The 22,224-nt window shown below is 68.6% G+C and carries 12 protein-coding genes and 2 tRNA genes; 8 read left to right on the forward strand and 6 right to left on the reverse strand.

The window, feature by feature from the left end:
* Positions 1-150 precede the first annotated feature (150 nt).
* Complete coding sequence (locus LDO22_RS17510) at positions 151-2,355, forward strand: RecQ family ATP-dependent DNA helicase (protein WP_224024933.1); 2,205 nt, start codon at positions 151-153, stop codon at positions 2,353-2,355.
* Here the strand turns inward: LDO22_RS17510 and LDO22_RS17515 are convergent.
* The 4 genes from LDO22_RS17515 to LDO22_RS17530 all read right to left on the reverse strand — a co-directional run bounded on the left by LDO22_RS17515 (position 2,279) and on the right by LDO22_RS17530 (position 6,968).
* Positions 2,279-3,760, reverse strand: coding sequence for an MFS transporter (locus LDO22_RS17515; RefSeq protein ID WP_224024935.1), 1,482 nt, complete (start codon positions 3,758-3,760; stop codon positions 2,279-2,281). The two genes, LDO22_RS17510 and LDO22_RS17515, sit on opposite strands and share 77 nt — an antisense overlap.
* A 238-nt stretch (positions 3,761-3,998) precedes the next feature.
* Positions 3,999-4,087, reverse strand: a tRNA-Ser gene (locus tag LDO22_RS17520).
* A 107-nt stretch (positions 4,088-4,194) separates the two neighbouring features.
* A complete protein-coding gene (locus tag LDO22_RS17525) occupies positions 4,195-4,719 on the reverse strand; it encodes a GNAT family N-acetyltransferase (protein ID WP_224024937.1) in 525 nt (174 codons plus the stop codon).
* Positions 4,720-4,724: 5 nt separating this feature from the next.
* Complete coding sequence (locus tag LDO22_RS17530; protein WP_224024939.1) at positions 4,725-6,968, reverse strand: prolyl oligopeptidase family serine peptidase; 2,244 nt, start codon at positions 6,966-6,968, stop codon at positions 4,725-4,727.
* Between the two features lie 84 nt (positions 6,969-7,052).
* Between LDO22_RS17530 and LDO22_RS17535 the strand changes: the two genes are divergently transcribed.
* Positions 7,053-8,987 (forward strand): FAD/NAD(P)-binding protein, encoded by a 1,935-nt coding sequence (locus tag LDO22_RS17535; RefSeq protein ID WP_224024941.1) that lies wholly within the window; start codon positions 7,053-7,055, stop codon positions 8,985-8,987.
* A gap of 87 nt (positions 8,988-9,074) precedes the next feature.
* On the opposite strand, the gene LDO22_RS17540 is transcribed toward LDO22_RS17535, so the two are convergent.
* Positions 9,075-13,598: an ExeM/NucH family extracellular endonuclease gene (locus tag LDO22_RS17540; protein WP_224024943.1), complete on the reverse strand. Its 4,524-nt coding sequence runs from the start codon at positions 13,596-13,598 to the stop codon at positions 9,075-9,077.
* A gap of 423 nt (positions 13,599-14,021) precedes the next feature.
* Positions 14,022-14,109, reverse strand: a tRNA-Ser gene (locus LDO22_RS17545).
* A gap of 108 nt (positions 14,110-14,217) precedes the next feature.
* Here LDO22_RS17545 and LDO22_RS17550 point away from each other — a divergent pair.
* From LDO22_RS17550 to LDO22_RS17575, 6 genes are all read left to right on the forward strand, one after another.
* A complete protein-coding gene (locus tag LDO22_RS17550) occupies positions 14,218-15,201 on the forward strand; it encodes an NAD(P)H-quinone oxidoreductase (RefSeq protein WP_224024944.1) in 984 nt (327 codons plus the stop codon).
* A gap of 121 nt (positions 15,202-15,322) precedes the next feature.
* Positions 15,323-15,928 carry a PadR family transcriptional regulator gene (locus LDO22_RS17555; RefSeq protein ID WP_224024946.1) on the forward strand — a complete coding sequence of 202 codons (606 nt, stop codon included), beginning with the start codon at positions 15,323-15,325 and terminating at the stop codon, positions 15,926-15,928.
* Positions 15,925-16,662 (forward strand): ABC transporter ATP-binding protein, encoded by a 738-nt coding sequence (locus tag LDO22_RS17560; protein ID WP_224024948.1) that lies wholly within the window; start codon positions 15,925-15,927, stop codon positions 16,660-16,662. The genes LDO22_RS17555 and LDO22_RS17560 overlap by 4 nt, the downstream gene beginning before the upstream one ends.
* The gene (locus LDO22_RS17565; protein WP_224024950.1) at positions 16,662-19,517 is read left to right on the forward strand and encodes a hypothetical protein; all 2,856 of its coding nucleotides are present in this window, start codon (positions 16,662-16,664) and stop codon (positions 19,515-19,517) included. Before LDO22_RS17560 ends, LDO22_RS17565 begins: the two co-directional genes overlap by 1 nt.
* A 145-nt stretch (positions 19,518-19,662) precedes the next feature.
* A complete protein-coding gene (locus LDO22_RS17570; RefSeq protein ID WP_224024952.1) occupies positions 19,663-21,960 on the forward strand; it encodes a carbon starvation CstA family protein in 2,298 nt (765 codons plus the stop codon).
* Complete coding sequence (locus LDO22_RS17575) at positions 21,960-22,163, forward strand: YbdD/YjiX family protein (RefSeq protein WP_159632931.1); 204 nt, start codon at positions 21,960-21,962, stop codon at positions 22,161-22,163. Before LDO22_RS17570 ends, LDO22_RS17575 begins: the two co-directional genes overlap by 1 nt.
* The last annotated feature ends 61 nt before the right edge of the window (positions 22,164-22,224 follow it).

The following is a 22,224-nucleotide window of genomic DNA, read 5'->3' on the forward strand; positions in this document are numbered from 1 at the left end:
GGCTTTATCTTACGTGGGCGGCGCATGTGGCCAACGGGTTTGGGGAGAACTTGCGTCACAGCGGTGGCTTTGCAGCGCGTGCCCGGCAGGTTTCCACATAGCGGCGCGATCGCTGTGCGGGGTGTCGGAGGGTGCTGGGATACTGAATCAATGGCCAATAACCAGTACGCTTCCACAGTTTCCGCTACCGCAGTTGCAGAGTCGGCAGGCCCGGACGGTCCGGGGACCGCCACGCACGCCGAGGCACTGGAGGTCCTTCGGGGCCTGGTGGGGAACCCGGGCGCCGTTTTCCACGACGGCCAGTTTGAAGCCATCGAGGCATTGGTCGACGGCGGGCGGCGGGCCCTGGTGGTCCAGCGCACCGGCTGGGGCAAGTCCGCCGTGTACTTCGTGGCATCGCTGCTGCTGCGCCGCCGGGGAGCCGGGCCCACGCTGATTGTCTCGCCCCTGCTGGCCCTGATGCGGGACCAGGTGGCTGCCGCCGCCCGGGCAGGGGTCCGGGCCGTGGCCATCAACTCAGCCAACCAGCTGGAGTGGGACACGGTCCGTGAGCAGCTGGCCGCGGACGAGGTGGACGTCCTGCTGGTGTCACCGGAGCGGCTCACAAATCCGGCGTTCCGGGAAACCCAGCTGCCGGAGCTGCTCCGCCGGACCGGCCTGCTGGTCATCGACGAGGCGCACTGTATTTCGGACTGGGGCCACGATTTCCGCCCCGACTACCGCAGGATCGCGGACCTCATCACCCGGCTGCCGGACACGGTGCCGGTCCTGGCCACCACCGCCACGGCCAACTCACGGGTGGTGCACGATATCGAAGAGCAGCTCGGCGCCGGGGTCCTGACCATCCGGGGCTCCCTGGGCCGCGACTCGCTGCGGCTGGGAGTCCTGTCGCTGCCCAATTCCAAGGAGCGGCTGGGGTGGCTGCTGACCCACCTGGCAGACCTTCCCGGCAGCGGAATTATCTATACCCTGACCGTCTCCGCGGCGGAGGACACCGCCCGGCTGCTTTCCGAAGCGGGGCACAATGTGCTCGCCTACACCGGGCGGACCGATCCGGCGGACCGGGAGCGGGCAGAGCAGCTCCTGAAGGACAACCAGGTCAAGGCGCTGGTGGCCACGTCCGCGCTTGGCATGGGGTTCGACAAGCCCGATCTTGGTTTCGTCGTCCACCTGGGCGCCCCGTCGTCGCCGGTGGCCTATTACCAGCAGGTGGGCCGCGCCGGCCGTGGGGCCGCGAACGCCGACGTCCTGCTGCTGCCCGGTTCCGAGGACCGGGAGATCTGGCAGTACTTCGCCACGGCGTCCATGCCGTCCGAGGAGAAGGCGGCCGCCGTGCTGACGGCGTTGGCAGAGGCAGGAACGGCACTGTCAACGGTGGCGCTTGAAGCCCGGGTGGACCTTCGCCGCACGCCGCTTGAGCTGCTGCTGAAGGTCCTGTCCGTGGACGGGGCGGTGGAGCGGGTCGGCGGCGGCTGGCGCTCCACGGGCCAGCCCTGGGTTTACGACGCCGAGCGCTACAGCCGCATTGCGGAGGCCCGGGTGGACGAGCAGGACTCCATGGTCATCTACCAGGACACGGCCGGTTGCCGGATGGAGTACATCACGTCGGTCCTGGACGACGAGACAGCCCGTCCCTGCGGCCGGTGCGACAACTGCGCCGGCCAGTGGTTCCCTGCGGACGTGGCCGCCGACGCCACGGCGGCGGCCAGCCAGACCCTCAGCAGGGCGGGCGGCGTCCTGGAGCCGCGTCTTCAGTGGCCAAGCGGCATGGACCGTCTTGGGGTGCCGGTGAAGGGGAAACTCAAACCGGCTGAGGGCCTCTCGGAGGGGCGCGTCCTGGCCCGCCTGACGGACCTCGGCTGGGGCGGCGCCCTGCGGGAACTGTTTGCCGCCGGCGCGGAGGACCGGCCGGTGGACCCGGGCATGCTCCAGGCCTGCGTCCAGGTGTTGCGCGAGTGGGGGACCGGTGATGGCCGGAACCCGGGGTGGAGCGGGGTGGGCAGGCCGGCCGCGATCGTGGCTGTGCCGTCCCGTGGCAAGCCCCAGCTCGTGGGCTCGCTGGCCCGGGGAATCTCGGAAATCGGGCGCATCCCCTACCTTGGTGAGCTGCAGTTGGCCCACGGCGGACCCACCGGCGGCCGAGGCGGCAACAGCGCATACCGGCTGGCGGGAGTATGGGACCGGCTGGTGGTGGGTCCCGAGCTCGAGGCCGCCCTGCAGTCCGTCCAAGGCCAGCCGGTGATGCTCATCGACGACCTCACCGACAGCCGGTGGACCCTCACCGTCGCGGGGCGCGCCCTTCGGCAGGCCGGGGCGGGAGCGGTTCTGCCCCTGGTGCTGGCCCAGGCCGGCTGACTGCTGCCCCTGCGTGCCGGGGGAGCAGGATGCTGTCCACGGTGCTTGCCAGCATCAGGACGGCCATCGCCAGGAAAGCGCCGCGGAATGGGCCGGCCGGATCCTGGGCCGCGGAGGACAGGCCTTCGAAGGTCCGGATCAGCAGGGCAGCGATGGCGATGCCGGAGCCTGTGCCGAGCTGCACCAGCGTGGCGGACACGGTGTTGGCGGAGGTCAGCTGCGCCGGGGGAATGTCCGCGTACTGGACCGAGGCGTAGGCCGAAAAGCCGATGGAGCGGAAGGCGCCGCTGCACACCAGCAGTGCGGCCATCAAAGCCACCGGGGTTTCCGGTGTCAGGAAGGCACAGAGGGCGAACGTCACGGCTGATGCCAGCGAGGCGAACACCAGCATCGCCTTGAAACCGAACTTCCGGATCAACGGCGTGGTGGCCGGTTTGATCCCGATGTTCCCGACGAACACTGCTGCCACCAGGGCGCCGGCGTGCAGCGGCGACCAGCCGAACCCCGCCTGGAACATCAGCGGCAGCAGGAACGGGACGGAGCTGATGGTGACCCGGTACACGAATCCGCCCGTGGCCATGGCCCGGAACGTCCTGGTGCGGAAGACCTGCAGGTTGAACAGCGGATGGGGAGCCCGTCGCATCCACAGGACCGCCCCGGCCAGTGCCGCAATCCCGGCCGCAGCGCTGATTCCTGCCCAGGGCAGTCCCGGGTGGCTGCTGGCGAGCTCCAGGCCGGTCACCAGGGCACCGACGCCAACCGTTGTCAGGAGCATTCCCGGCCAGTCCAGCCGCCGGCCGGGATCTCCGGCCACCGCCGGAACCAGCCGCAGGGACGCCACGAAGGCGGCCACCCCCAGCGGAAGGTTGACCAGGAAGATCCAGTGCCACGACAGGTACGTCGTGAGCGCCCCGCCCACCAACGGGGCGACTACGGGTGCCAGGAGCCCGGGCCACACCAGGAACGCGGTGGCACGCAGCAGCTCGGACTTCGGGGTGCCGCGCAGCACCACCAGGGTGCCCACCGGTACCATCATGGCGCCGCCGGCACCCTGGGCAATGCGGCTCAAGGTCAAGGTGGCCAGATCCTGGCTGAGCGCACAGGCCAGGGACGACAGGGTGAACACCGCGATGGCAGTGCAGAAGATCCGCCTGGCACCAAACCGTTCCGCCAGCCAGCCGCTGAGGGGAATGCCGATGGCCACCGTCAGCAGGTAGGCGGTCATGGTGATGTTGACGTCGGCGGCGGGGATGGCAAAATCCGCCGAAATACTGGGAATGGCGGTGGTGAGGACCGTGCCGTCCAGGAATTCCATAAAGAACGCTGCCGCCACCAGGAGGGCCAGGCGCGGATTCCATGCTGTCTGGACGACGTCCGGGTGGAGTGGGTTGCTGCGTGCCGCCATGGGCCAATCCTGCCACCGCGGCTCCGGCGGCGCCCGCCGCGTCCGACTGCCGGACAGCGTTTTCCCACGGTTGCCGAGCCATGGCCCGGAGAGTCATAAGGTTGTTCGCGTTTCCGAAGCTTGAACGCCCGGATCTGCGAAGCAGCCCGGGACTGACGGGGCCCAGGCTGCAGAGGCCGTCGTGCAGCTACTCCTGGAAACGCAAAAAGGCCCCGGTCCAAGGGACCGGGGCCAAACGCGGAGACGGGGGGATTTGAACCCCCGGTCGAGTTTAACCCCGACCCTTCATTAGCAGTGAAGTCCATTCGGCCGCTCTGGCACGTCTCCAGTTGCTATTACTAGCCCACCAAGGATACGCAGATCCGGCCATGCAGTGCAAAACGGTGCCCGCCACAGGCGGCGGCCCCGGTAAACGGGGTTCGGCTGCTCCGCGCTCAGCCCTGCGCCGGGCGGACCATCCGGATCTCCGGGAGGTCCTCCCACCCCGGCAGGACGTCCGCTGCGCCGTCCGGTGCAAAGCCGAAGCGTCGGTAGAAACCGATGGCCCGGCTGTTGGCGGCTGCCACCCAGAGGCTCGCCGCCCTGGAGCCGATGGCCGCGTCCAGCAAAAGGGCGCCCAAGCCAAGACCCTGATGCGAGGCCAGCAGGTACAGCCCCCACAACTCCAGATCTCCGGAGGCAGGCGGCGGATGCCCTTCCGGGGAGCCGGGGGCAGGCAGCCGGCGGGAACCGGCGAACCCCACCACCGTCCCGCCGTCGCACGCCACCCACGCTTCGGCGGGTTCGGCCCGGTCCAGAAGGTGCTGCCAGAGCCGCAGCCGGTCTTCCGGGTCCACGGCGGCGAGGAAGGCATCGGACAGCATGCCCCGGTAGGTCTCCTGCCAGCAGCGGACGTGCACCTGGGCCAGCCGCTCCACGTCCGCGGCAACGGCCCGCCGTACCGCCAGCCCGGGTGCCATGGCGGTCAGCCTGCCAGCGCTTTCCACAGGAAGTGCTGGCTGCGCGCCTGCAGGGCAGCGGCCTGCCGGTTATCGGAGGCGCCGGCGTGGCCACCCTCCAGGGCCTCGTGGAACCACACGTTCGGGATGCCCATGGCAAGCATCCGGGCGGCCATCTTCCGTGCCTGCACGGGGCCTACCCGGTCGTCCGAGGTCGCGGTCCAGATGAACGTCTCCGGGTACTCCACCGCGTCCTTGAGCAGGTGGTAGGGCGAGAAGGTCCTGATGTACTCCCACTGCTCGGGAACGTCCGGGTCCCCGTACTCGGCAATCCACGAGTGCCCGGCGGAGAGCTTGGTGTAGCGGCGCATGTCCAGCAGGGGAACGCCGCAGGAGACGGCCCGGAACAGTTCCGGATACCGGGTGAGCATGTTCCCCACCAGGAGTCCGCCGTTGGATCCGCCCACGCAGCCCAGCCGCCGCGGCGAGGTGACCCCGCGGGAGATGAGGTCCCGTGCCACGGCTGCGAAGTCCTCGTAGGCGCGGTGCCGGTTTTCCTTCAGCGCGGCACGGTGCCAGGCCGGCCCGTATTCGCCGCCTCCGCGGATGTTCGCCACCACATACACCCCGCCGCGCGAGTGGGGGGCCTTCCCGTCGCTGCCGTCCGAGAGCGTGGTCCGCCGCTCCAGCCATGCCCTGCCCACGGTGCCGCTGTAGGCGGGCGTCCGGGACACCTCGAATCCGCCGTAGCCGGACAGCTGGGTGGGGTTCTGCCCGTCCAAAGCCAGGTCCCGCGGAGCAACCTGGAAATATGGGACCCGGGTGCCGTCGTCGGACACGGCAAAGTGCTGCTCCACCTGGTAGTCAGCGTCGGCAAAGAACGATGGCGAGGTCTTGACCACTGCATGCCGGCTCACCACGCCGGACGTCCCGGCGCTTCCGCGTTCCAGGGTGCCGCGCATCAGGGTGGTGGGGGTGGTGAAACCCGTGGCGATGAGCCAGAAGTCATTGCCCGCGCCGCCGTGCGCCGGCCCCTCGTCCTCGTCATCCACGGCGTAGGCGTTCACATCGTGCAGCGGCGGGCAGGCGTCCAGGAGCGTGGCCGCCCAGCCGCCGTCCGCGCCGCCGGACGGCCGGGACGGGTCCAGGACCCGGATCTCGGAGGAGACGTCCTTGAGCAGGTTGAGCAGGAGGAAGTTCCGGGTCCAGCTCCAGGACTGCAGGGACGTGTGCGCGTCGGGGGTGAACAGGACCGTGAGATTGCGGCTGCCGGCGAGGTAGTCCTCGAAGTTGGCGGCGAGCAGGGCCCCGGAAGGATACGTGGTGCCGTCCACAATCCAGTCCTGCTGCGGACGGAAGAGCAGCCATTCCCGGTGGGCGCTGACGTTGACGTCGGTGGGAACGTCGATCTGTACCCAGGATCCGTCCCGCAGCACAAAGTTGGAGCGGTTGAAGAAGTCGATGTAGTCCACGGCGAAAGTCCGCTCAAAGCCGGGCGTGGAGTCATGGGCCGCCACGGCCATCATGTGGTCTTCCGCTACCTCGAAGAGGCGCGGAGCCGCTGCCAGGGACTCTCCGCGCTTGAGCGTCACCGCCGTCCGCGCGTAGGAGGACGCTGTCTTGGGCAGCCCGTCCGCGGTGGAAGCAACCAGCAGCGTATCGGCATCCAGCCAGGACACGTTGCCCTTCGCTGTCGGGAGGTCAAACCCGCCGCGGGCGGGGTCCACGAAGCCGCGCGCCTCGACGTCGAACTCGCGGTAGCGGTTGGCGTCGCCGCCGTCGGGGGAGAGGGCAAGCAGCGCCAGGCGGTAGGGCTCCCCGGCTGCGGGGCGCAGGAACGTGGCGCCGTGGAACACCCACTCCTCGCCTTCGGCGCGGGACAGTTCGTCCACGTCCAGCAGCACGTCCCATTCCGGGGAGTCGGTGCAGTAGCTTTCCCAGGTGGTCCGCCGCCACAGGCCCTTGGGGTTCTGCCCGTCCTTCCAGAAGTTGTAGTACCAGTCGCCGCGCTTGCCCACCATGGCGATCCGGTCCGTGGAGTCCAGTACTTCCAGGATGCCGGTTTCCAGTTCCGCGTAGCCGCCGTCCTCCAGCAGGTCCTCGGTGCGGGAGTTTTGCTCCTTGACCCAGGCCAGCTGTTCCTCGCCGTAGATGTCCTCCAGCCACACGTTCTCGTCGACGGGTTCCGGCGCGGTTTCCCGGGAGTTGCTGCCGGAAGTGTCCCGGCCGGAGCCGGGTACGGACGCTTGATCAGCTGCTGTGGTGGTCATGCGCCCCATCCAAACAACATCCCCCATGGCTGGCAAGTCAAGCGTCCGGCGCACGCTCCGCTTCCAGCCCGTACGCTGGATGGCGTGGAAATATCGCAGAGCAACCGGGCCGTCATCATTGGTGGCGGTCCCCGCGGCACCAGCGTGCTGGAGCGGCTGCTCGCCCACACCGCCGTCGCCGGCAACCCGAAAACCGGCCTGCACATCGACGTCGTGGACCCGTGCCCGGCAGGCCCTGGACATGTGTGGCAACCGGGCCAGTCCCGGCTGTTCCTCATGAACACCCAGTCCTTCTACCCCACCCTGGTTCCCGAGGACCCTGCCCTTCCCGCTCCTGTTGCCGGCACCACGTTCGACCAGTGGCGGGCCAGGCAGCAGCGGGACCCGTTGCCGGCCCTCACCGCGGGGGACCGGGCGGAGCTGGCGGTACTGGGATCAAATGATTTTCCCAGCCGCGCCCTCTACGGACGCTACCTGCGCTGCACAGTGGAGGAATTGCTGGGCACGGCCCCCGACGGCGTCACCATCGAATTCCACGAAACGACCGCTGTGTCGGTGCGTCCCGCGGGGGACGGAATGTTCGACGTCGGCCTGGCCACCGGGGAGGGCATCCGCGCCCATTCCGTGGTGCTGGCCCTGGGGCACATCCCCTCCCGGCTGAATCCTGAACAGCGGGAGCTCCAGGCCGCCGCCGGACAACTGGGCCTGCAGTACTTTCCCCCCGCCGTCCCGGCGGACGTGGACTGGTCCCTGATCCCCGCCGGCGAGCCGGTCCTGGTCCGCGGCATGGGCCTGAACTTCTTCGACACCATGGGCCAGCTCACCGAAGGCCGCGGCGGCAAGTTCGTGTCCAACGGCGCAAGCCTGGAGTACGAACCGTCCGGCCAGGAACCCCTGATCATCGCAGCGTCCCGGCGCGGGACCCCGTACCGTGCCAAGGCGGCACTGGACGGCTACTACGCCTCCTCCATCACGCTCCGCTACCTCACCGAGGCCGCCATCGAGCGGCTGGCGAAGGCCGGGATCCGCCCTTCGTTCGACCATGACCTGTGGCCGCTGCTGCACCGCGACGCGCTGTGGGCCTACTACTCGACGCTGGTGCGCTCGCAGCCCGGCGCAGTGCCCGACGCGCCCGCATTCCTCGCAGCGCTGGAGGAAGCCCTGCAGCCGCACGCGCACAGCGTCGCGAACTGGGAGGACGGCGTTGAGAGCGTCCTGGCCGTCCACGTGGGTCCCCGGCACCGCCTGGACCTGCCCGGGCTCGCGGCTCCACTGGCAGGCCGTTCGTTCGATTCCCGCAGGGGCCACGACGCCGCCGTGGTGGAGTTCCTGCTCGACGATGCGCGCCGGTCTGCCCTGGGCGAGGACGATCCGGTCAAAATGGCCATCGCCGCGCTGCACCACGGGCGCGCCGTCCTGAAGACGGCAGTGGCCGACGGCGGCATCACCGACGAGTCATGGGTCGCCGGCCTGCGTGGCTGGTTCGAATCGTTCGTGGAGGGCCTGGCCAGCGGACCGCCGGCGCTGCGCTCCGAACAGCTCGCCGCCCTGGCTAGGGCCGGGGTGGTCAGCTTTGTTGGGCCGGACCCGAAATTCCGGGTGGACCGGAAGGCGGCCATGTTCACCGCTGCTTCGCCGTGGGTTTCCGGGCCGCCCGCCACGGCCCGGACCATGGTGGAAGCGCTGGCCCCCGGAAACCGGGTCTCGGCCAACGATTCACCGGTACTGGAGCAGCTGCTGGCCGATGGGCTGGTGCGGCCCAAGCTCATGATGACCGCCGAAGGTGCCCCCATCGAGTCCACCGGCCTGGACGTGGAGGCGCACCCGTACCGCCCGGTTGCGGCCAACGGGTCAGTGACCGAGGGCCTGTTTGTGCTGGGGCTGCAGTTGTCGTCAGCGCAGTGGGGCACCGCCATCGCCGCCGAGGCCGTCCAGCCCGGCGGCCCCGCGTACCGCAGTGGCCAGCGCACGCTCCGCGATGCGGACGAGATCGCAGCCGCCATCCTTCGCCGGGCTTAACTCACCGGGCTTAAACGGCGATGCGCCATCACTTATGGTCGCTGAACCGGCGGAACAGGGACCACAAGTGATGGCGCATCCAGGGTTTTAGCCCCGCAGGCAGGCGCGGTAGGCAGCCATGGCCTGGCCGTAGTTCGCCTGCCCCCTGACGTCAGCGGGACGGGTGGGCTTGACCGGCGGAACACAGACCGGCTGCGCCGGCGTATCGGCTCCCACCAGCACGGCCACCTTCACCACGGTGCCGGACTCGACGGCGGTGAGCACCAGGGTTGCCGCGCCCTCCGCCGCCCCGGCCGGGACAGCCAGGTCCACCGAAGCCGCACCGGCGGCCACCGGTACTGTGCCCAGCGCGGTGACCTTGCCGGCGGCATCGGTGAACGAAGCCTCCAGGGCCGTGTTCACCGGGCTGCCCAGGGAGGTCAGGTCAAGCTTCGAGACCGCCAGGGTGACGGGCCCACCGGGCTTGACCCCGTCGGCGGTGGTGTTGGTGACCGCCACCGAACGCCGCGCGAAGTCCGGAGCCACAGGGCTGCTCTTCTGGAGGTAGCCGATCCAGGCGTCCCGGTCCACCAGCCCGGAATCCCGGGTATTGGTGCCCTCGGTGAAGATCCGGAAGTTGTCGCCTCCGGTGGCCAGGAAGCTGAACGTGCCCACCCGGTAGGACCTGGCCGGGTCCAGCAGTTCACCGTTCACCCGCACCGCGGTGATCCGGTCACCCGCGGCCCGGGCGGCGTCGTAGGTGTAGTTCACGTTCTTGGACAGCCCCAGCTGCAGGTAGGCGCGGCTGGGGACCGTGCCGTCCGGGTTGGTCTGCCACTGCTGCTCCAGCAGGGTCTTGAACTGCGCACCGGTCAGCGACGTGGTCCACAGGTTGTTCACGAACGGCAGGACCGCGTTGGCCTCGGCGTAGGTGATGGTGCCGTCCGGCGCGTAGTACAGCTCGTTGCGCAGGCCGCCGGGATTCACGACGCCGATTTCCGCGCCGCCGAGGCCGGCGGGCTTCAGCGAATCGAGCAGGGAGTCGGCCACCAGGTTGCCCAGGGTGGATTCGCTGCCGCGGTCATCGCGCTTGGCGGCGCCGGTGGCATCGGTGGTGAAAGCCGTGGTGATGTCCTTGGTGACCGAACCCACGGGCTGGTTGCCCACCACAGCGGCGTCCGCCAGGGCCTTCTTGACGATGGCGTCGACGGCGGCCACGCGCGGGTAGGCAGCCACCAGGCCGGCGGCGGCGTCCGTGGTGCGCTTGACGTTCCCGGCCTTGTAGGCGGTCACCTGCTTGCTGGCGGTGTCCACGGTCAGCTGGATCTGGCCCACGTTCTCGCCGTAGTTGCCGGTCTGAACGATGGGCCGGGTCTTGCCCGCCACGTCGGGAACGGGTGCGTCCCAGGCGTATTCCTTGTGGGTGTGGCCGGTGAAGATGGCATCAACGTCGGCGGACGTTTCGGTGACCAGCCTGGCGAACGGGCCGCCGGCTGCCACTTCCTGCTCCAGGGTGGCGCCTTCCACCACACCCGAGCCGGCGCCGTCGTGATCTTCCACGATGATGACGTCGGCAATCTTGTCCGCGGTGATCTTCGCGGCCACCCGGTTGATGGCGTCCACCGGGTCCCCGAAGTCGAGGTCGGCGATGCCGGCCGGCGTCACCAGGGACGGGACCTCCTGGGTGACGGTGCCGATGACGGCCACCCTGACGCCGTTCAGGTCCAGCACGGTGTACTCCGGAAGTGCCGGCTCGGTGGTGCCCTTCTTGTAGACGTTGGCGCCCAGGTAGGGGAACTTCGCATTCGTGCCGCCGGCGATGACGCGGTCGCGCAGGTCCGCCCAGCCGCCGTCGAACTCGTGGTTGCCCACTGCGGATGCCTTCAGTTCCAAAGCGTTCAGCACGTCGATGGTGGGCTGGTCCTTGGCGACCGCCGAGGCGAACAGGGAGGCGCCGATGTTGTCGCCCGCGGACAGGAACGCCGTGGCCCCCGGAGCGGCTGCGGCGCGCAACTTCTCGATGGTGCCCGCGAACTGGACCGTATTGGCGTCGATCCTTCCGTGGAAATCGTTGATGTTCAGGAGGTTCAGGTCAACAGTGGCAGGTGTGGATGCAAGATCCAGGCCCACCACCACAGGATCGTGGTCGCTGGCGCGGAACTGGTCCGGCGTGTAGTAGTCGGTGACGTTGCTGTTGTAGCGGCTGTACTCCAGCGCCACGGATTCCACCGAGTTGATGTTCCAGATGTCCGCGCCCGTGACCACACCGTTGGCGGCGGGGGAAGCGAGGATGTGGTCGAGTGAGCCCACCAGGCCGCCGAAAAGGTAGGAGTGCTTGGCTGAGCCGTCGGGGTTGCGCGCCTTGTCATCCTGGTTGACATACCCCGCCCCCGTGAGGACGTTGATGGGGTCTTCCTTGCCATAGGAGTTGAAGTCACCGATCAGGAACACCTTGTCGGTGCCCTTGGACGCCTGCAGGGAGTTGGCGAAGTCCAGCAGGGACTTGGCCTGGGCCGTGCGGGCGAGGTTGGAGGCGCCCTGGCCCTTGTCAGTATCGTCCGGGGTTGCTGCCGAGCCCTTCGATTTGAAGTGGTTGGCGATGGCGATGAATTCCGTGCCGGCGCCGCCGCCCACGGGCTTGAACACCTGGGCCAGGGGCTTGCGGGCGCTGGCGAAGGCAACGGTGTCGTTATGGATGATGGATTCGCCTACCGGTTCCGCGGCGGCCTTCTTGAAAATGAACGCGGTGCGGATCATGTCCTCGTCGGCCAGCGGGGGCGCATTGGCGGGTGAGCGGACGTAGTCCCAGATGCCCGGGGTGGGGATGTTGAGCGCCTCCACGAGTTTGGCCAGGGCATCATCGCGGTCCTTGCCGAACTGGGCTGAGTTCTCCACCTCCATCAGGGTCACCACATCGGCGCCGGACTTGGCGATGGCGGAGGCGATCTTGTCCTGCTGGCGCTTGAAGTTCTCCGCGTTGGCTGCACCGCGGGCGTCACAGCCGCCACGGACGGTGATGGGGTTGCCGGCGCGGTCCTCGTAGAACGTGCAGCCGGAGAGCATGTCACCGGTGGTGGGGAAGTAGTTCAGGACGTTGAACGAGGCGATCTTGACGTTGCCGCCAACGGCTGCCGGGGCATCCGTCCGGGTGGCTCCGAAGCCGGCCGGCTGGACCGTAGCCTTGTTGGCCTCGGTCAGGTGGGTCAGCGGCTGGAGCTTCCAGGAATTGTTGGCGTAACCCAGCACCACGTTGGTGGTGAAGTCCACTGGCGAACCCACGCGGACGGGGTCCGCGGTGGTCAGGTACGGCAGGACCTCGGCCTTGGTGGCGGCGTCCTTCAGGAAGTTGGTGCTGGACCCGTCGTCGAGCTTGATGCCGCGGGCAGCGTTGTCAGCCACCACGGCGGTGTACTCGGCGGAGCCGAACGGTGCCACAGCTGTGGGCTGGACCAGGGGAGTGGTCCCGCCCGCCAGGCCAATCTCGCCGTACTGGTTCAGGCTGTAGTTGTCGCTCACCGTCATGGGCCCCTGGGGTGCCAGCAGCATGCCTTCCAGGGATTCGCGGAAGGTTTCCGCGGCGGGAAGGGTGAAGATGGTGGGCTTGACCTCGGGGGCAGCGTCGGTGAGCTTGGTGAGGCCTGCCGCTGCCGTGACGTTGAGCTGGGTCATGCCGTAGTACTCGGCCACCGTGCCCGTCACCTGGACGTAGTCACCGGCCTGCACCGAAGCCACGGTGGCGGGAGAGTAGACGAAGATGCCGTCGGATGCGGCGTGGTTGGTGGCCGTCAGGTCACCGCCCGTGCCGGGGGTCTGCAGGTAGTAGCCGTTGAGGCCGCCCGTGGGAAAGGCTGCGGTGACTTTGCCCTTGGTGGTGACGGTGGCTCCGGCCAGCGGGCTTTCCGTCCCGGTGCCCTGGATCTCCGCGATGGTCCTGGAAACGGGATCCGGCGAGGGCGCGGGGTCCGGAGCCGGAGCTGTGCCGCCCGAAGGTGTTGGCGTGATGGCGCCAAGGAGCGTGAAGTCAGCGGCGTTATTGTTGCTGTCCGCCCCGGCGGCCCTGTTGAGGCTCTTCACATCCGTGTTTCCGGCAGGTGCCGCAGCAGCCTGGGTCTCAAAGGTGTTGGAGGCGCCGTAGCCCAGGAGGTCTGCCACGCCGGCTGTTTCCACCACGGAACCGGTGGGAAGCGCGACGGCGGTGGGCTGCTTGGCGAGCACGATGGTTCCCGAGGCCCCGGCGAAGTTCATGGCGCCCGCCACCAGGTCAGGCTTGGGCAGGTCGGCGCCGTTGGTGCCATTGCTTCCGCCCTGCACCAGGTAGTAGCCCTTGGCCGGGATGGACCCGGACAGGGCAGCCACCCCGCTGGGCGCCGCAGCGCCGGTCCCGGAGCGGTACTGCACGGACCAGCCCTCGAGGGAGACCGGGGCGTCCGAAGTGTTATACAGCTCCACGAATTTGTTCTTGTAGGCGGCGCCGCTGCTGCCGCCGCTGAGGTAGGCCTCGTTGATGACAACGGGGGAGGTGCCGGCCGCGGCTGAGACCTCCGCGGCTGCCGGGACAGCTGCCAGCGGGGCGGCGATGAGCCCCGCGGACAACGCTGTGCCCAGCGATAACTTCCATGTTTTTTGATGCATCCGCTCTTACTTTCATTGAGGTGTCCCGGGTGGGTGGCCCGGTGGAGTGCGTCCGTGGTTGTACCGATCGGACGTGGGCCCGGACCCTGCTCCTGGTCAAGTGGTGTCCGGCACATGACAACAGCGCTGAATGAACGCAGGGTGGCTAGAGCGTGCATTCGGCGGGACGTTCCCCAGCGGAGCGGCCCGCCCTGCGGTCCGGGGCTTCCCTAGCCCGGACCGGAGGTGCTGTTGGCGGGAGTGATGCTGCCGGCAGACACGCAAATGTGCCGGCAGTCACAAACAATACCCGCGGGTAGCTTTGGGTCCCGGGTTCGGCAGGGGATTAGTCCAAAGAATTTACGTCCGCGCAACAGGGCAGGCCGGGGCTGCTTAAAGCAAAAAACCCCTGGCGGCCGGTGCCGGCTGCCAGGGGTTCCCTTGCGGAAGGTAAGAGATTCGAACTCTTGGTACGGGGTTACCGCACACTGGTTTTCAAGACCAGCTCCTTCGGCCGCTCGGACAACCTTCCTCAGCTAGTAGTGTTTCATAGGCGCTTGCCTGCAACAAAACAGGCCCGGGGAAGCGCCCGGTGCACACTGGATGCAGCCAGGATTTTAGTCAGGAACGGGAGAGGTCCATGAAAGCCGTCTACATATCGGAACCGGGCGGCCCGGAAGTGCTGGAAGTGCGGGACGTGGACGCCCCTGTGCCCGGCCAGGGCGAAGTGCTGATTGACGTGGTGGCAGCCGGCCTGAACCGGGCCGATGTCCAGCAGCGCAGGGGCTTCTACCCGCCGCCGCCGGGTGCCTCCGAGGTCCCCGGGCTGGAAGTGTCAGGACGGATCGCCGGCTTCGGACCCGGTGTCAGCAAGCCGTTCTCGCTGGGGGACAAGGTAGTGGCCCTGCTGGCAGGCGGCGGCTACGCCCAGCAGGTGGCGGTCCCGGCCGAGCAGGTGCTGCGCGTCCCCGAAGGGGTTGACCTGGTCACCGCCGCGTCGCTGCCCGAGGTGGCTGCGACGGTGTACTCAAACCTCATCATGACGGCGCAGCTGCAGCCGGGCGAGACGGTCCTCATCCACGGTGCCACCGGCGGGATCGGCACCATGGCCATCCAGCTCGCCAAGGCCTTCGGTGCCAAGGTGGCCACCACGGCCGGAAGCGATGAGAAAGTCAGCACCGCCAAAGCCTTCCTCGGGGCGGACATCGCCATCAACTACAAAGAGGAAGACTTCCCGGACAGTCTTCGGCGGCAGAACGAAGGCAAGGGGGCGGACGTCATCCTTGATGTGGTGGGGGCCAAATACCTCCCGCAGAACGTGGATGCCCTGGCCGACTACGGGCGCCTGGTGGTGATCGGCCTCCAGGGTGGCACCAAGGGCGAGTTGGACCTTGGCCTGCTGTTGAAGAAGCGGGCGGCCGTGGTGGCCACCGCGCTTCGCCCCAGGCCCGTGGCGGAAAAAGGTGCCATCATGACCGCCGTGCGCGACGCTGTGTGGCCGCTGGTGGCAGACGGCAGGATCCGTCCCCTGGTTGCCAAGACCTTCCCCCTGGACCAGGTGGGCGCGGCGCACCGGTACTTCGACAGCGGCGACCACGTGGGCAAGGTCCTCCTGGTGATGTAAGGCCCCGGATGCATACCCGGTATTGCGTTCCGAATGCTTCCGGTTTAGGCTGCCTATACGCGGTATGCACGGGTCTTGGGGGCCTGTGCATGCCGGCAATGACTAAGCCCGGGGGAGCACCATGTCGATTCGCCACAGCCTCCTCGCCCTGCTGCAGGACCAGCCACGCTATGGCTACCAGCTGCGGGTCGAGTTCGAGAACCGCACCGGAGCCACCTGGCCCCTGAATATCGGGCAGGTGTACACCACCCTGGACCGGCTGGAACGCGATTCCCTGGTGGCCAAGGAAGGCGACGACGGCGAGGGTCACGTGGTGTACAGCATCACCGCCGCCGGCAAAGCGGAGGTGCAGAGTTGGTTCGCTGCCCCCGTGGAACGGAACAATCCGCCCCGCAATGAGCTCGCCATCAAGCTGGCGCTCGCCGTCACCCTGCCCGGGGTTGATGTGCAGGCCATCATCCAGGCCCAGCGCGTGGCGTCCATCAGGGCCCTGCAGGACTACACCAAAGCCCGGCGTGACACGGCCGCGAACCAGCGGGCCACGGATACCGCCTGGCTCCTGGTACTGGACTCGCTGATCTTCCAGACCGAAGCGGAAGTCCGCTGGCTGGACCTCTGTGAGGCAAGGATGGTCCAGCAGGCGCAGGCCGCAGCCGCGGGGTCCGCCCGGAAAACGTCCAACGGGGTCACGGAAGACGCCCCGCTCAACGCGGACAGCCGCCGGTGAGCGTGCAGGGGCCTCAACAGGTCCTGGAACTTGCCCAGGTTGGCCGGACCTTTGGGGAAGGCGCGACGGCGGTCGCCGCACTCCGCGACGTCGACCTCACCATCTCCGCGGGGGAGTTCGTCGCTGTCATGGGACCTTCGGGCTCAGGCAAGTCCTCCTTGCTGGCCGTTGCCGGCGGATTGGACCGGCCGACGTCGGGCGCTGTCTTTGTCGAATCCACGCCCCTGGCCGGGCTGGGCCTGAACGAACTGGCCCGCCTGCGCCGCCGGGCCGTCGGCTACGTGTTCCAGGACTTCAACCTGGTCCCCACATTGACTGCCAGCGAAAACGTGGCGCTGCCCCTGGAACTGGACGGAACATCCGCGAGGAAGGCGCACCGGCAGGCCGCCGACGCGCTGCGGCAGGTGGGCATCCCGGAACTGGCGGACCGGTTCATGGACCAGATGTCCGGCGGCCAGCAGCAGCGCGTGGCGATCGCCAGGGCCATCGTGGGCCAGCGGCGCCTGATCCTGGCGGACGAACCCACCGGTGCACTGGATTCGACCACCGGCCACGGGGTCATGGAGGTGCTGCGGGCCCGGGCCGATGCCGGAGCCGCCGTCATGCTCGTCACCCACGAGGCCAGGCACGCCGCCTGGGCGGACCGGGTGGTCTTCCTGCGCGACGGACGCATCATTGACCAGGCGGCGGCCATGCACGACCCCACGATGCTCCTGACGCAGGCCGGACTCTGATGCCGCTTGACCTCGCTCCCGCGCCGCAGGGCCGCCGGAGCGGCCGCCGCGTTGCCTTGCGGCTGGCCCGCCGCGACATCGCCCGCCATAAGGGGCGCTCGCTCCTGATCGTCCTTCTGATCATGCTGCCGGTGGCGGGCATGACCGGCGCCGCCACCCTCTACCAGAGCTCCCAGCGTACGCCCGGGGAGATTGTCCGGTACGAACTGGGCAACACTCAGGCGAGATTCAGTGTCCTGCCGGTTCCCAGCGCTGACTCCCTGCAGGACCCACTCAATGATGGTGTCGTCGCTTCCAGCTCCGGCCGCTACGACCCGGACTTCCAGCGGACAAACCCTGCCGACGCCATTCCTGCGGGCTACGAGGTCCTTCCGCAGCGGACGCTCACGCTGACCACCGGCGTGGGCGCGGCCCTGGTTTCCTTGCCGGGCCGCGAGGTGGACGCGCTCAATCCGGCCTTTGACGGCAAGTACAGCCTGCTGGCCGGCCGCGCACCGCGCGACGGGACGGAAGTGCTCGCCTCGCCCGGGCTGATGACGCGGTTCCACCTCGCCTTCGGCCAGGAATTTACGACGTCGGCAGGAACCTTCGTCCCGGTGGGTACCATCCGTGACGCTTCCGCCGCGGACAGCAACAGCATCCTGTACCTTAAGGCCGGCCAGGCGCCCGCGGACCTGGCGCCGGGCCCTTCGACCCGCCAGTCCGTGTCCTATTACCTGGTGGGCCTTGAGCCGGTCACCTGGCAACAGATCAGGGAGGCCAACAGCGAAGGCGTGGGCGTGCTCTCCCGCAGTGTGGTGCTGGACCCGCCGCCCGCCGGCCAGCGCACGGTTCCCGGTTCCCAGCTGCACGACAACACCCCTGTCCTGGTGACCGTCTATGCCACGTTCGGCCTGGTCGGTGCGCTCGCACTGCTCGAGGTAGGCCTGCTGGCCGGTGCCGCTTTCGCCGTCGGTGCCAAGCGCCAGGTACGTGAGCTGGCACTGCTGGCCTCCTCGGGAGCGGACACTGCCACCGTCGGAGCCGTCGTCGCTGCCGGTGGACTGTGGCTTGGCAGCCTGGCCGTGGCCGCCGGCGCCGCAGTGGGGCTGGGGGCTGCTGCCGTCGTCGTCCACGTGGTCCGTTCCACCGGCTCCGCCCGGCTGGCCGGCCTGCACCCGGACCTCCTCCTGACAGCCGTGGCCATGGCCATGGGATTGGGCGCCTGCCTGCTGGCCGCATTGGTCCCGGCGCGCCAGGTGTCACGGCAGGCCGTCCTGGGTGCGCTCAAATCCGGGCGGGCGCCAGCGCCCACGGGGCGCCGCACCACGGTGGCCGGCGTCGTCGCGCTGGCACTTGCCTCAGGGCTGCTGATGGGCGGCTGGCTTCTCAGCAATTCCACGAACGATCCCGACCAGCGGGCGGAGCAACTGCCCGTGGTGGCCACCATGCTGATCGCCGGGGCGGTGGCCGCAGTTGCGGGCCTGGTAATGCTGACCGGATGGCTGATCGCCCGGCTGACGTCCCGGACGCGCTGGCTGTCCCTCTCCCTCCGGATGGCGGCGCGGGATTCGGCAAGGAACCGCGGCCGGAGCGTCCCCGCCGTGGCCGCCGTACTCGCCGCCGCCACCCTGGCCAGTGCCGCCCTGGTACTGTCCGCCAGCCAACAGGCCGGGCTGCGGGACTCGCATTACTGGGGTGCGCTGGAAAACCAGGCGTACCTGCCGCTCACGGTGGACCAGCCACTCGCTGCCAATGGCAGCATGCGGCCGCCCGTGCACATTGATGCCGGCGTGCTCTCCGCCGCGGTGGATGGTGCCCTGGGGACGGTTCAATGGACCCGGCTCATCACCGCCCCCGCAAGCCTGCGGAACTGCCCGGAGGGCCCCGCCGATCCTGGCCTGCCGGCGCTGACGGACACCTCGAATTGCCTGTTGTTTTCGCTTGCCAGGCCGCAGGCCAATACGTGCCCGACGACACCCGTGGGACGGGTAGTGGACCCGGGGGACTGGCGGTGCCGCGGGTCCATGGTCAATGAACAGTCCTCCGGCCGGGCCATCCTGGTGGGCGGCGCGGACGACATCCGGGCAGTGTTGGGCCGCGACCCCTCTGCGGAGTCCCTGGCGGTGCTGGAGGCCGGCGGGATGGTGGTGACCAACCCCGTCTTCGTCCGTGACGGATCTGTCCTGCTGCAGGCGCAGGATGTGCGGACCCAAGGGCCGGCGCCGTCAGGGCCGGGCACGGTGCCCTCAGTGGTGAGGAGCACTTCCCTGGCCGCAGCGGTTCTTGAGCCGGTGGTCCCGGTCCCATACTTCGGCGTTGTCTCGCCGGAAACCGCAGCACGCCTGGAGCTCCACGCTGAACCCGCCGGGCTGCTTATTCAGCTGGCGAAGTATCCGTCGGAGGCCGAGGTGGATGCAGCCTCCGCCGCCATCGCGGCCGTCTACCGGCAACCCGGCATGGCCTTCCGGGCCGAGCCGGGCATTTCCCAGGGCAGCCAGTGGATGACCTGGTCCATTGTGGCCGCGGCGGCCCTCATCACGTTCAGCTCAGCGGGCATCACCACCGGCCTCTCCCTGGCCGATGCCCGTACGGACCATGCCACCCTTGCCGGGGTGGGAGCCTCACCGCGGCTGCGTAAGGCCCTGGCAGGATCGCAGGCCCTTTTCACCAGTGGCGTGGGCGCCCTGCTGGGAGTGCTGGCAGGGGTGGTACCTGCGCTCCTGCTTGTCCTGTCGACGGACATGCGGACGGCAGTGGACATTCCCTGGCTGCACTTGCTGGCCCTCGTCATGGCGGTACCGGTGACGGGCGCGGTGCTTGCCTGGACCTTTACCCCGTCCGGCCTGCCCTTGTCCCGGCGCAGCCTGGCGTAAGGGCAGCCTCCGTCCCCTCATTCGTCGCCGCGTCGCTGCCGCTCACCGCACGGCCCGGCGCCGCGCCGCCGTCGGCCGCTAAAGCGCTGACCGGCGTTGGTAGGGTGCCCAGTAGGAAAAGTGGGAAATCTCTCAAGGAGGAGACATGGCCGGAGTGCCTGACCAACGGAAGAACGGATCCCGGGCGGAGGGCGGGCTGGCTACTGACCCGGATCTTCCCCCGCCTGCCGTGGACGGCGCCCGGCTCGACGCCGAGGACCGGAAATGGACTCCGGCAAAGATCGCACTCTGGGCCGCGATCGCCCTGCTGGGCGGCGTCGCCTGGTTCATGCTGGCCATCGTCCGCGGCGAGACCGTCAACGCCATCTGGTTCGTCTTTGCCTCCGTGTGCACCTACCTGATCGGGTACCGCTTCTACTCCAAGGTGATCGAACGCTACATCACCAAGCCTGACGACCGGCGCGCCACCCCGGCCGAGTACAAGGCCGACGGCAAGGACTATGTCCGCACGGACCGCAACGTGCTCTTCGGCCACCACTTCGCCGCCATCGCAGGGGCCGGCCCGCTGGTGGGCCCGGTCATCGCCGCCCAGATGGGCTACCTTCCCGGCACCATCTGGATCATCGTCGGCGTGGTCCTCGCCGGCGCCGTCCAGGACTACCTGGTGATGTTCTTCTCCATGCGCCGCGGCGGCCGCTCCCTGGGCCAGATGGCCCGCGAGGAACTCGGCGTCATCGGCGGCACGGCAGCCCTCGTTGCCACCTTGCTCATCATGGTGATCATCGTGGCCATCCTGGCCCTCGTCGTCGTCAACGCCCTGGGTGAAAGCCCGTGGGGCGTGTTCTCCGTGGGCATGACCATCCCCATCGCGCTCTTCATGGGCGTCTACCTCCGCTACCTGCGGCCCGGCAAGGTCATGGAAGTCTCCATCATCGGCTTCGTCCTGCTGATGGCCGCCATCATCGGCGGCGGTCTGGTGGCGCAGACCGAATGGGGCGCAGCCGTGTTCCACCTGGACAAGGTGACCATCGCCTGGGGCCTCATCATCTACGGCTTCATCGCCGCCATCCTGCCGGTGTGGCTGCTCCTGGCCCCGCGCGACTACCTCTCCACCTTCATGAAGATCGGCGTGATCGTGATGCTCGCGCTGGCCATCATCGTGGTCCGTCCCGAGGTCACCGTTCCCGCATTCAGCGAATTCGCCAGCCGGGAAAACGGACCCGTGTTCTCCGGGGCCCTGTTCCCCTTCCTGTTCGTCACCATCGCCTGCGGCGCCCTGTCCGGCTTCCACGCCCTCATCTCGTCCGGCACCACCCCCAAACTGGTGGAGAAGGAACGGCAGACCCGCTACATCGGCTACGGCGGCATGCTGATGGAATCCTTCGTGGCCATCATGGCCCTGGTGGCAGCCATCTCTATCGACCGCGGACTCTACTTCGCCATGAACGCCCCCGCAGCCCTCACCGGCGGAACCGTGGAAACGGCAGCCACCTGGGTCAACAGCCTGGGCCTGGCCGGGGTGAACATCAGCCCGGACCTGCTGTCCGAGACGGCCCGGAACGTGGGCGAGCAAAGCATCGTGTCCCGGACCGGCGGCGCCCCCACGCTGGCCGTGGGCCTGGCGCACATCATGCACCAGTTCGTCGGCGGCACCGCCCTCATGGGCTTCTGGTACCACTTCGCCATCATGTTCGAGGCGCTCTTCATCCTCACCGCTGTGGACGCCGGCACGCGCGTTGCCCGCTTCATGCTGCAGGACTCCATCGGCAACTTCGTCCCCAAATTCAAGGAAGCCTCCTGGCGGCCCGGTGCCTGGCTCTGCACCGCCATCATGGTGGCAGCCTGGGGCGCGGTGCTGCTGATGGGCGTCACCGATCCGCTGGGCGGCATCAACACCCTGTTCCCGCTGTTCGGCATCGCCAACCAGCTGCTCGCCGCCATCGCGCTGGCCGTGGTCCTGGCCATCGTCGCCAAGCGCGGCACCTTCAAGTACCTCTGGATCGTCGCCCTGCCGCTGGCGTTCGCCGCGGTGGTCACCATCACGGCGAGCTACCAGAAGATCTTCTCCTCCACCCCGGCTGTGGGGTACTTCGCCAACAACGCCGCCTTCAGCAAGGCGCTGGCCGACGGCAAGAAGGAGTTCGGCACCGCGAAATCGGTCGCTGCGATGGAAGCCGTGGTCCGCAACACGGCCATCCAGGGCTGGCTGTCCGTGATCTTCGTGGTGCTGAGCATCATCGTGATTGCGACGGCGGTGCTCGCCACGGCCAAGGCGTTCCGGGACCGGTCGGCAGGGGTGGCCACCACCGACAACGAGGACCCGGCTGTTCCGTCGCGCGTCTTTGCCCCCGCCGGGCTGGTGCCCACAACCGCCGAACGTGAGCTTGCTGCGGAGTGGGCGAAGGTGCCCGCAGAGGCCCGCCTTGAACGGGCCAGGCACTGATGAGCACGGGCATGGCCCTGGTGGCCAACGGGTTTCGCGGGTTTGCCCGTTACTTGGGCGGCGTCATGGGCGCGGACGCCTACGCCAAGTACCTGGAACATCACCGGGCGGCCGGGCATGCAGAAGCACCCCTGACCGAGCGGGAGTTCTGGCGGGACCGCACCGACCGCCAGGACAGCAATCCCCAGGGCCGGTGCTGCTGATTGAGCCCGCAGCGGACAAGCCTGCCACAGGGCTTCACCGGTGGGCCCTGTGCCGATGGGC

It is taken from the genome of Arthrobacter sp. NicSoilC5 (assembly GCF_019977395.1).
Taxonomy (GTDB): domain Bacteria; phylum Actinomycetota; class Actinomycetes; order Actinomycetales; family Micrococcaceae; genus Arthrobacter.

Coding starts and splice junctions, on each gene's coding strand:
- LDO22_RS17525 (WP_224024937.1), bottom strand. CDS start 4,719: ATGGCACCCGGGCTGGCGGTACGGCGGGCCGTTGCCGCGGACGTGGAG.
- LDO22_RS17530 (WP_224024939.1), bottom strand. CDS start 6,968: ATGACCACCACAGCAGCTGATCAAGCGTCCGTACCCGGCTCCGGCCGG.
- LDO22_RS17570 (WP_224024952.1), top strand. CDS start 19,663: ATGGCCGGAGTGCCTGACCAACGGAAGAACGGATCCCGGGCGGAGGGC.
- LDO22_RS17565 (WP_224024950.1), top strand. CDS start 16,662: ATGCCGCTTGACCTCGCTCCCGCGCCGCAGGGCCGCCGGAGCGGCCGC.
- LDO22_RS17575 (WP_159632931.1), top strand. CDS start 21,960: ATGAGCACGGGCATGGCCCTGGTGGCCAACGGGTTTCGCGGGTTTGCC.
- LDO22_RS17550 (WP_224024944.1), top strand. CDS start 14,218: ATGAAAGCCGTCTACATATCGGAACCGGGCGGCCCGGAAGTGCTGGAA.
- LDO22_RS17515 (WP_224024935.1), bottom strand. CDS start 3,760: ATGGCGGCACGCAGCAACCCACTCCACCCGGACGTCGTCCAGACAGCA.
- LDO22_RS17555 (WP_224024946.1), top strand. CDS start 15,323: ATGTCGATTCGCCACAGCCTCCTCGCCCTGCTGCAGGACCAGCCACGC.
- LDO22_RS17540 (WP_224024943.1), bottom strand. CDS start 13,598: ATGCATCAAAAAACATGGAAGTTATCGCTGGGCACAGCGTTGTCCGCG.
- LDO22_RS17510 (WP_224024933.1), top strand. CDS start 151: ATGGCCAATAACCAGTACGCTTCCACAGTTTCCGCTACCGCAGTTGCA.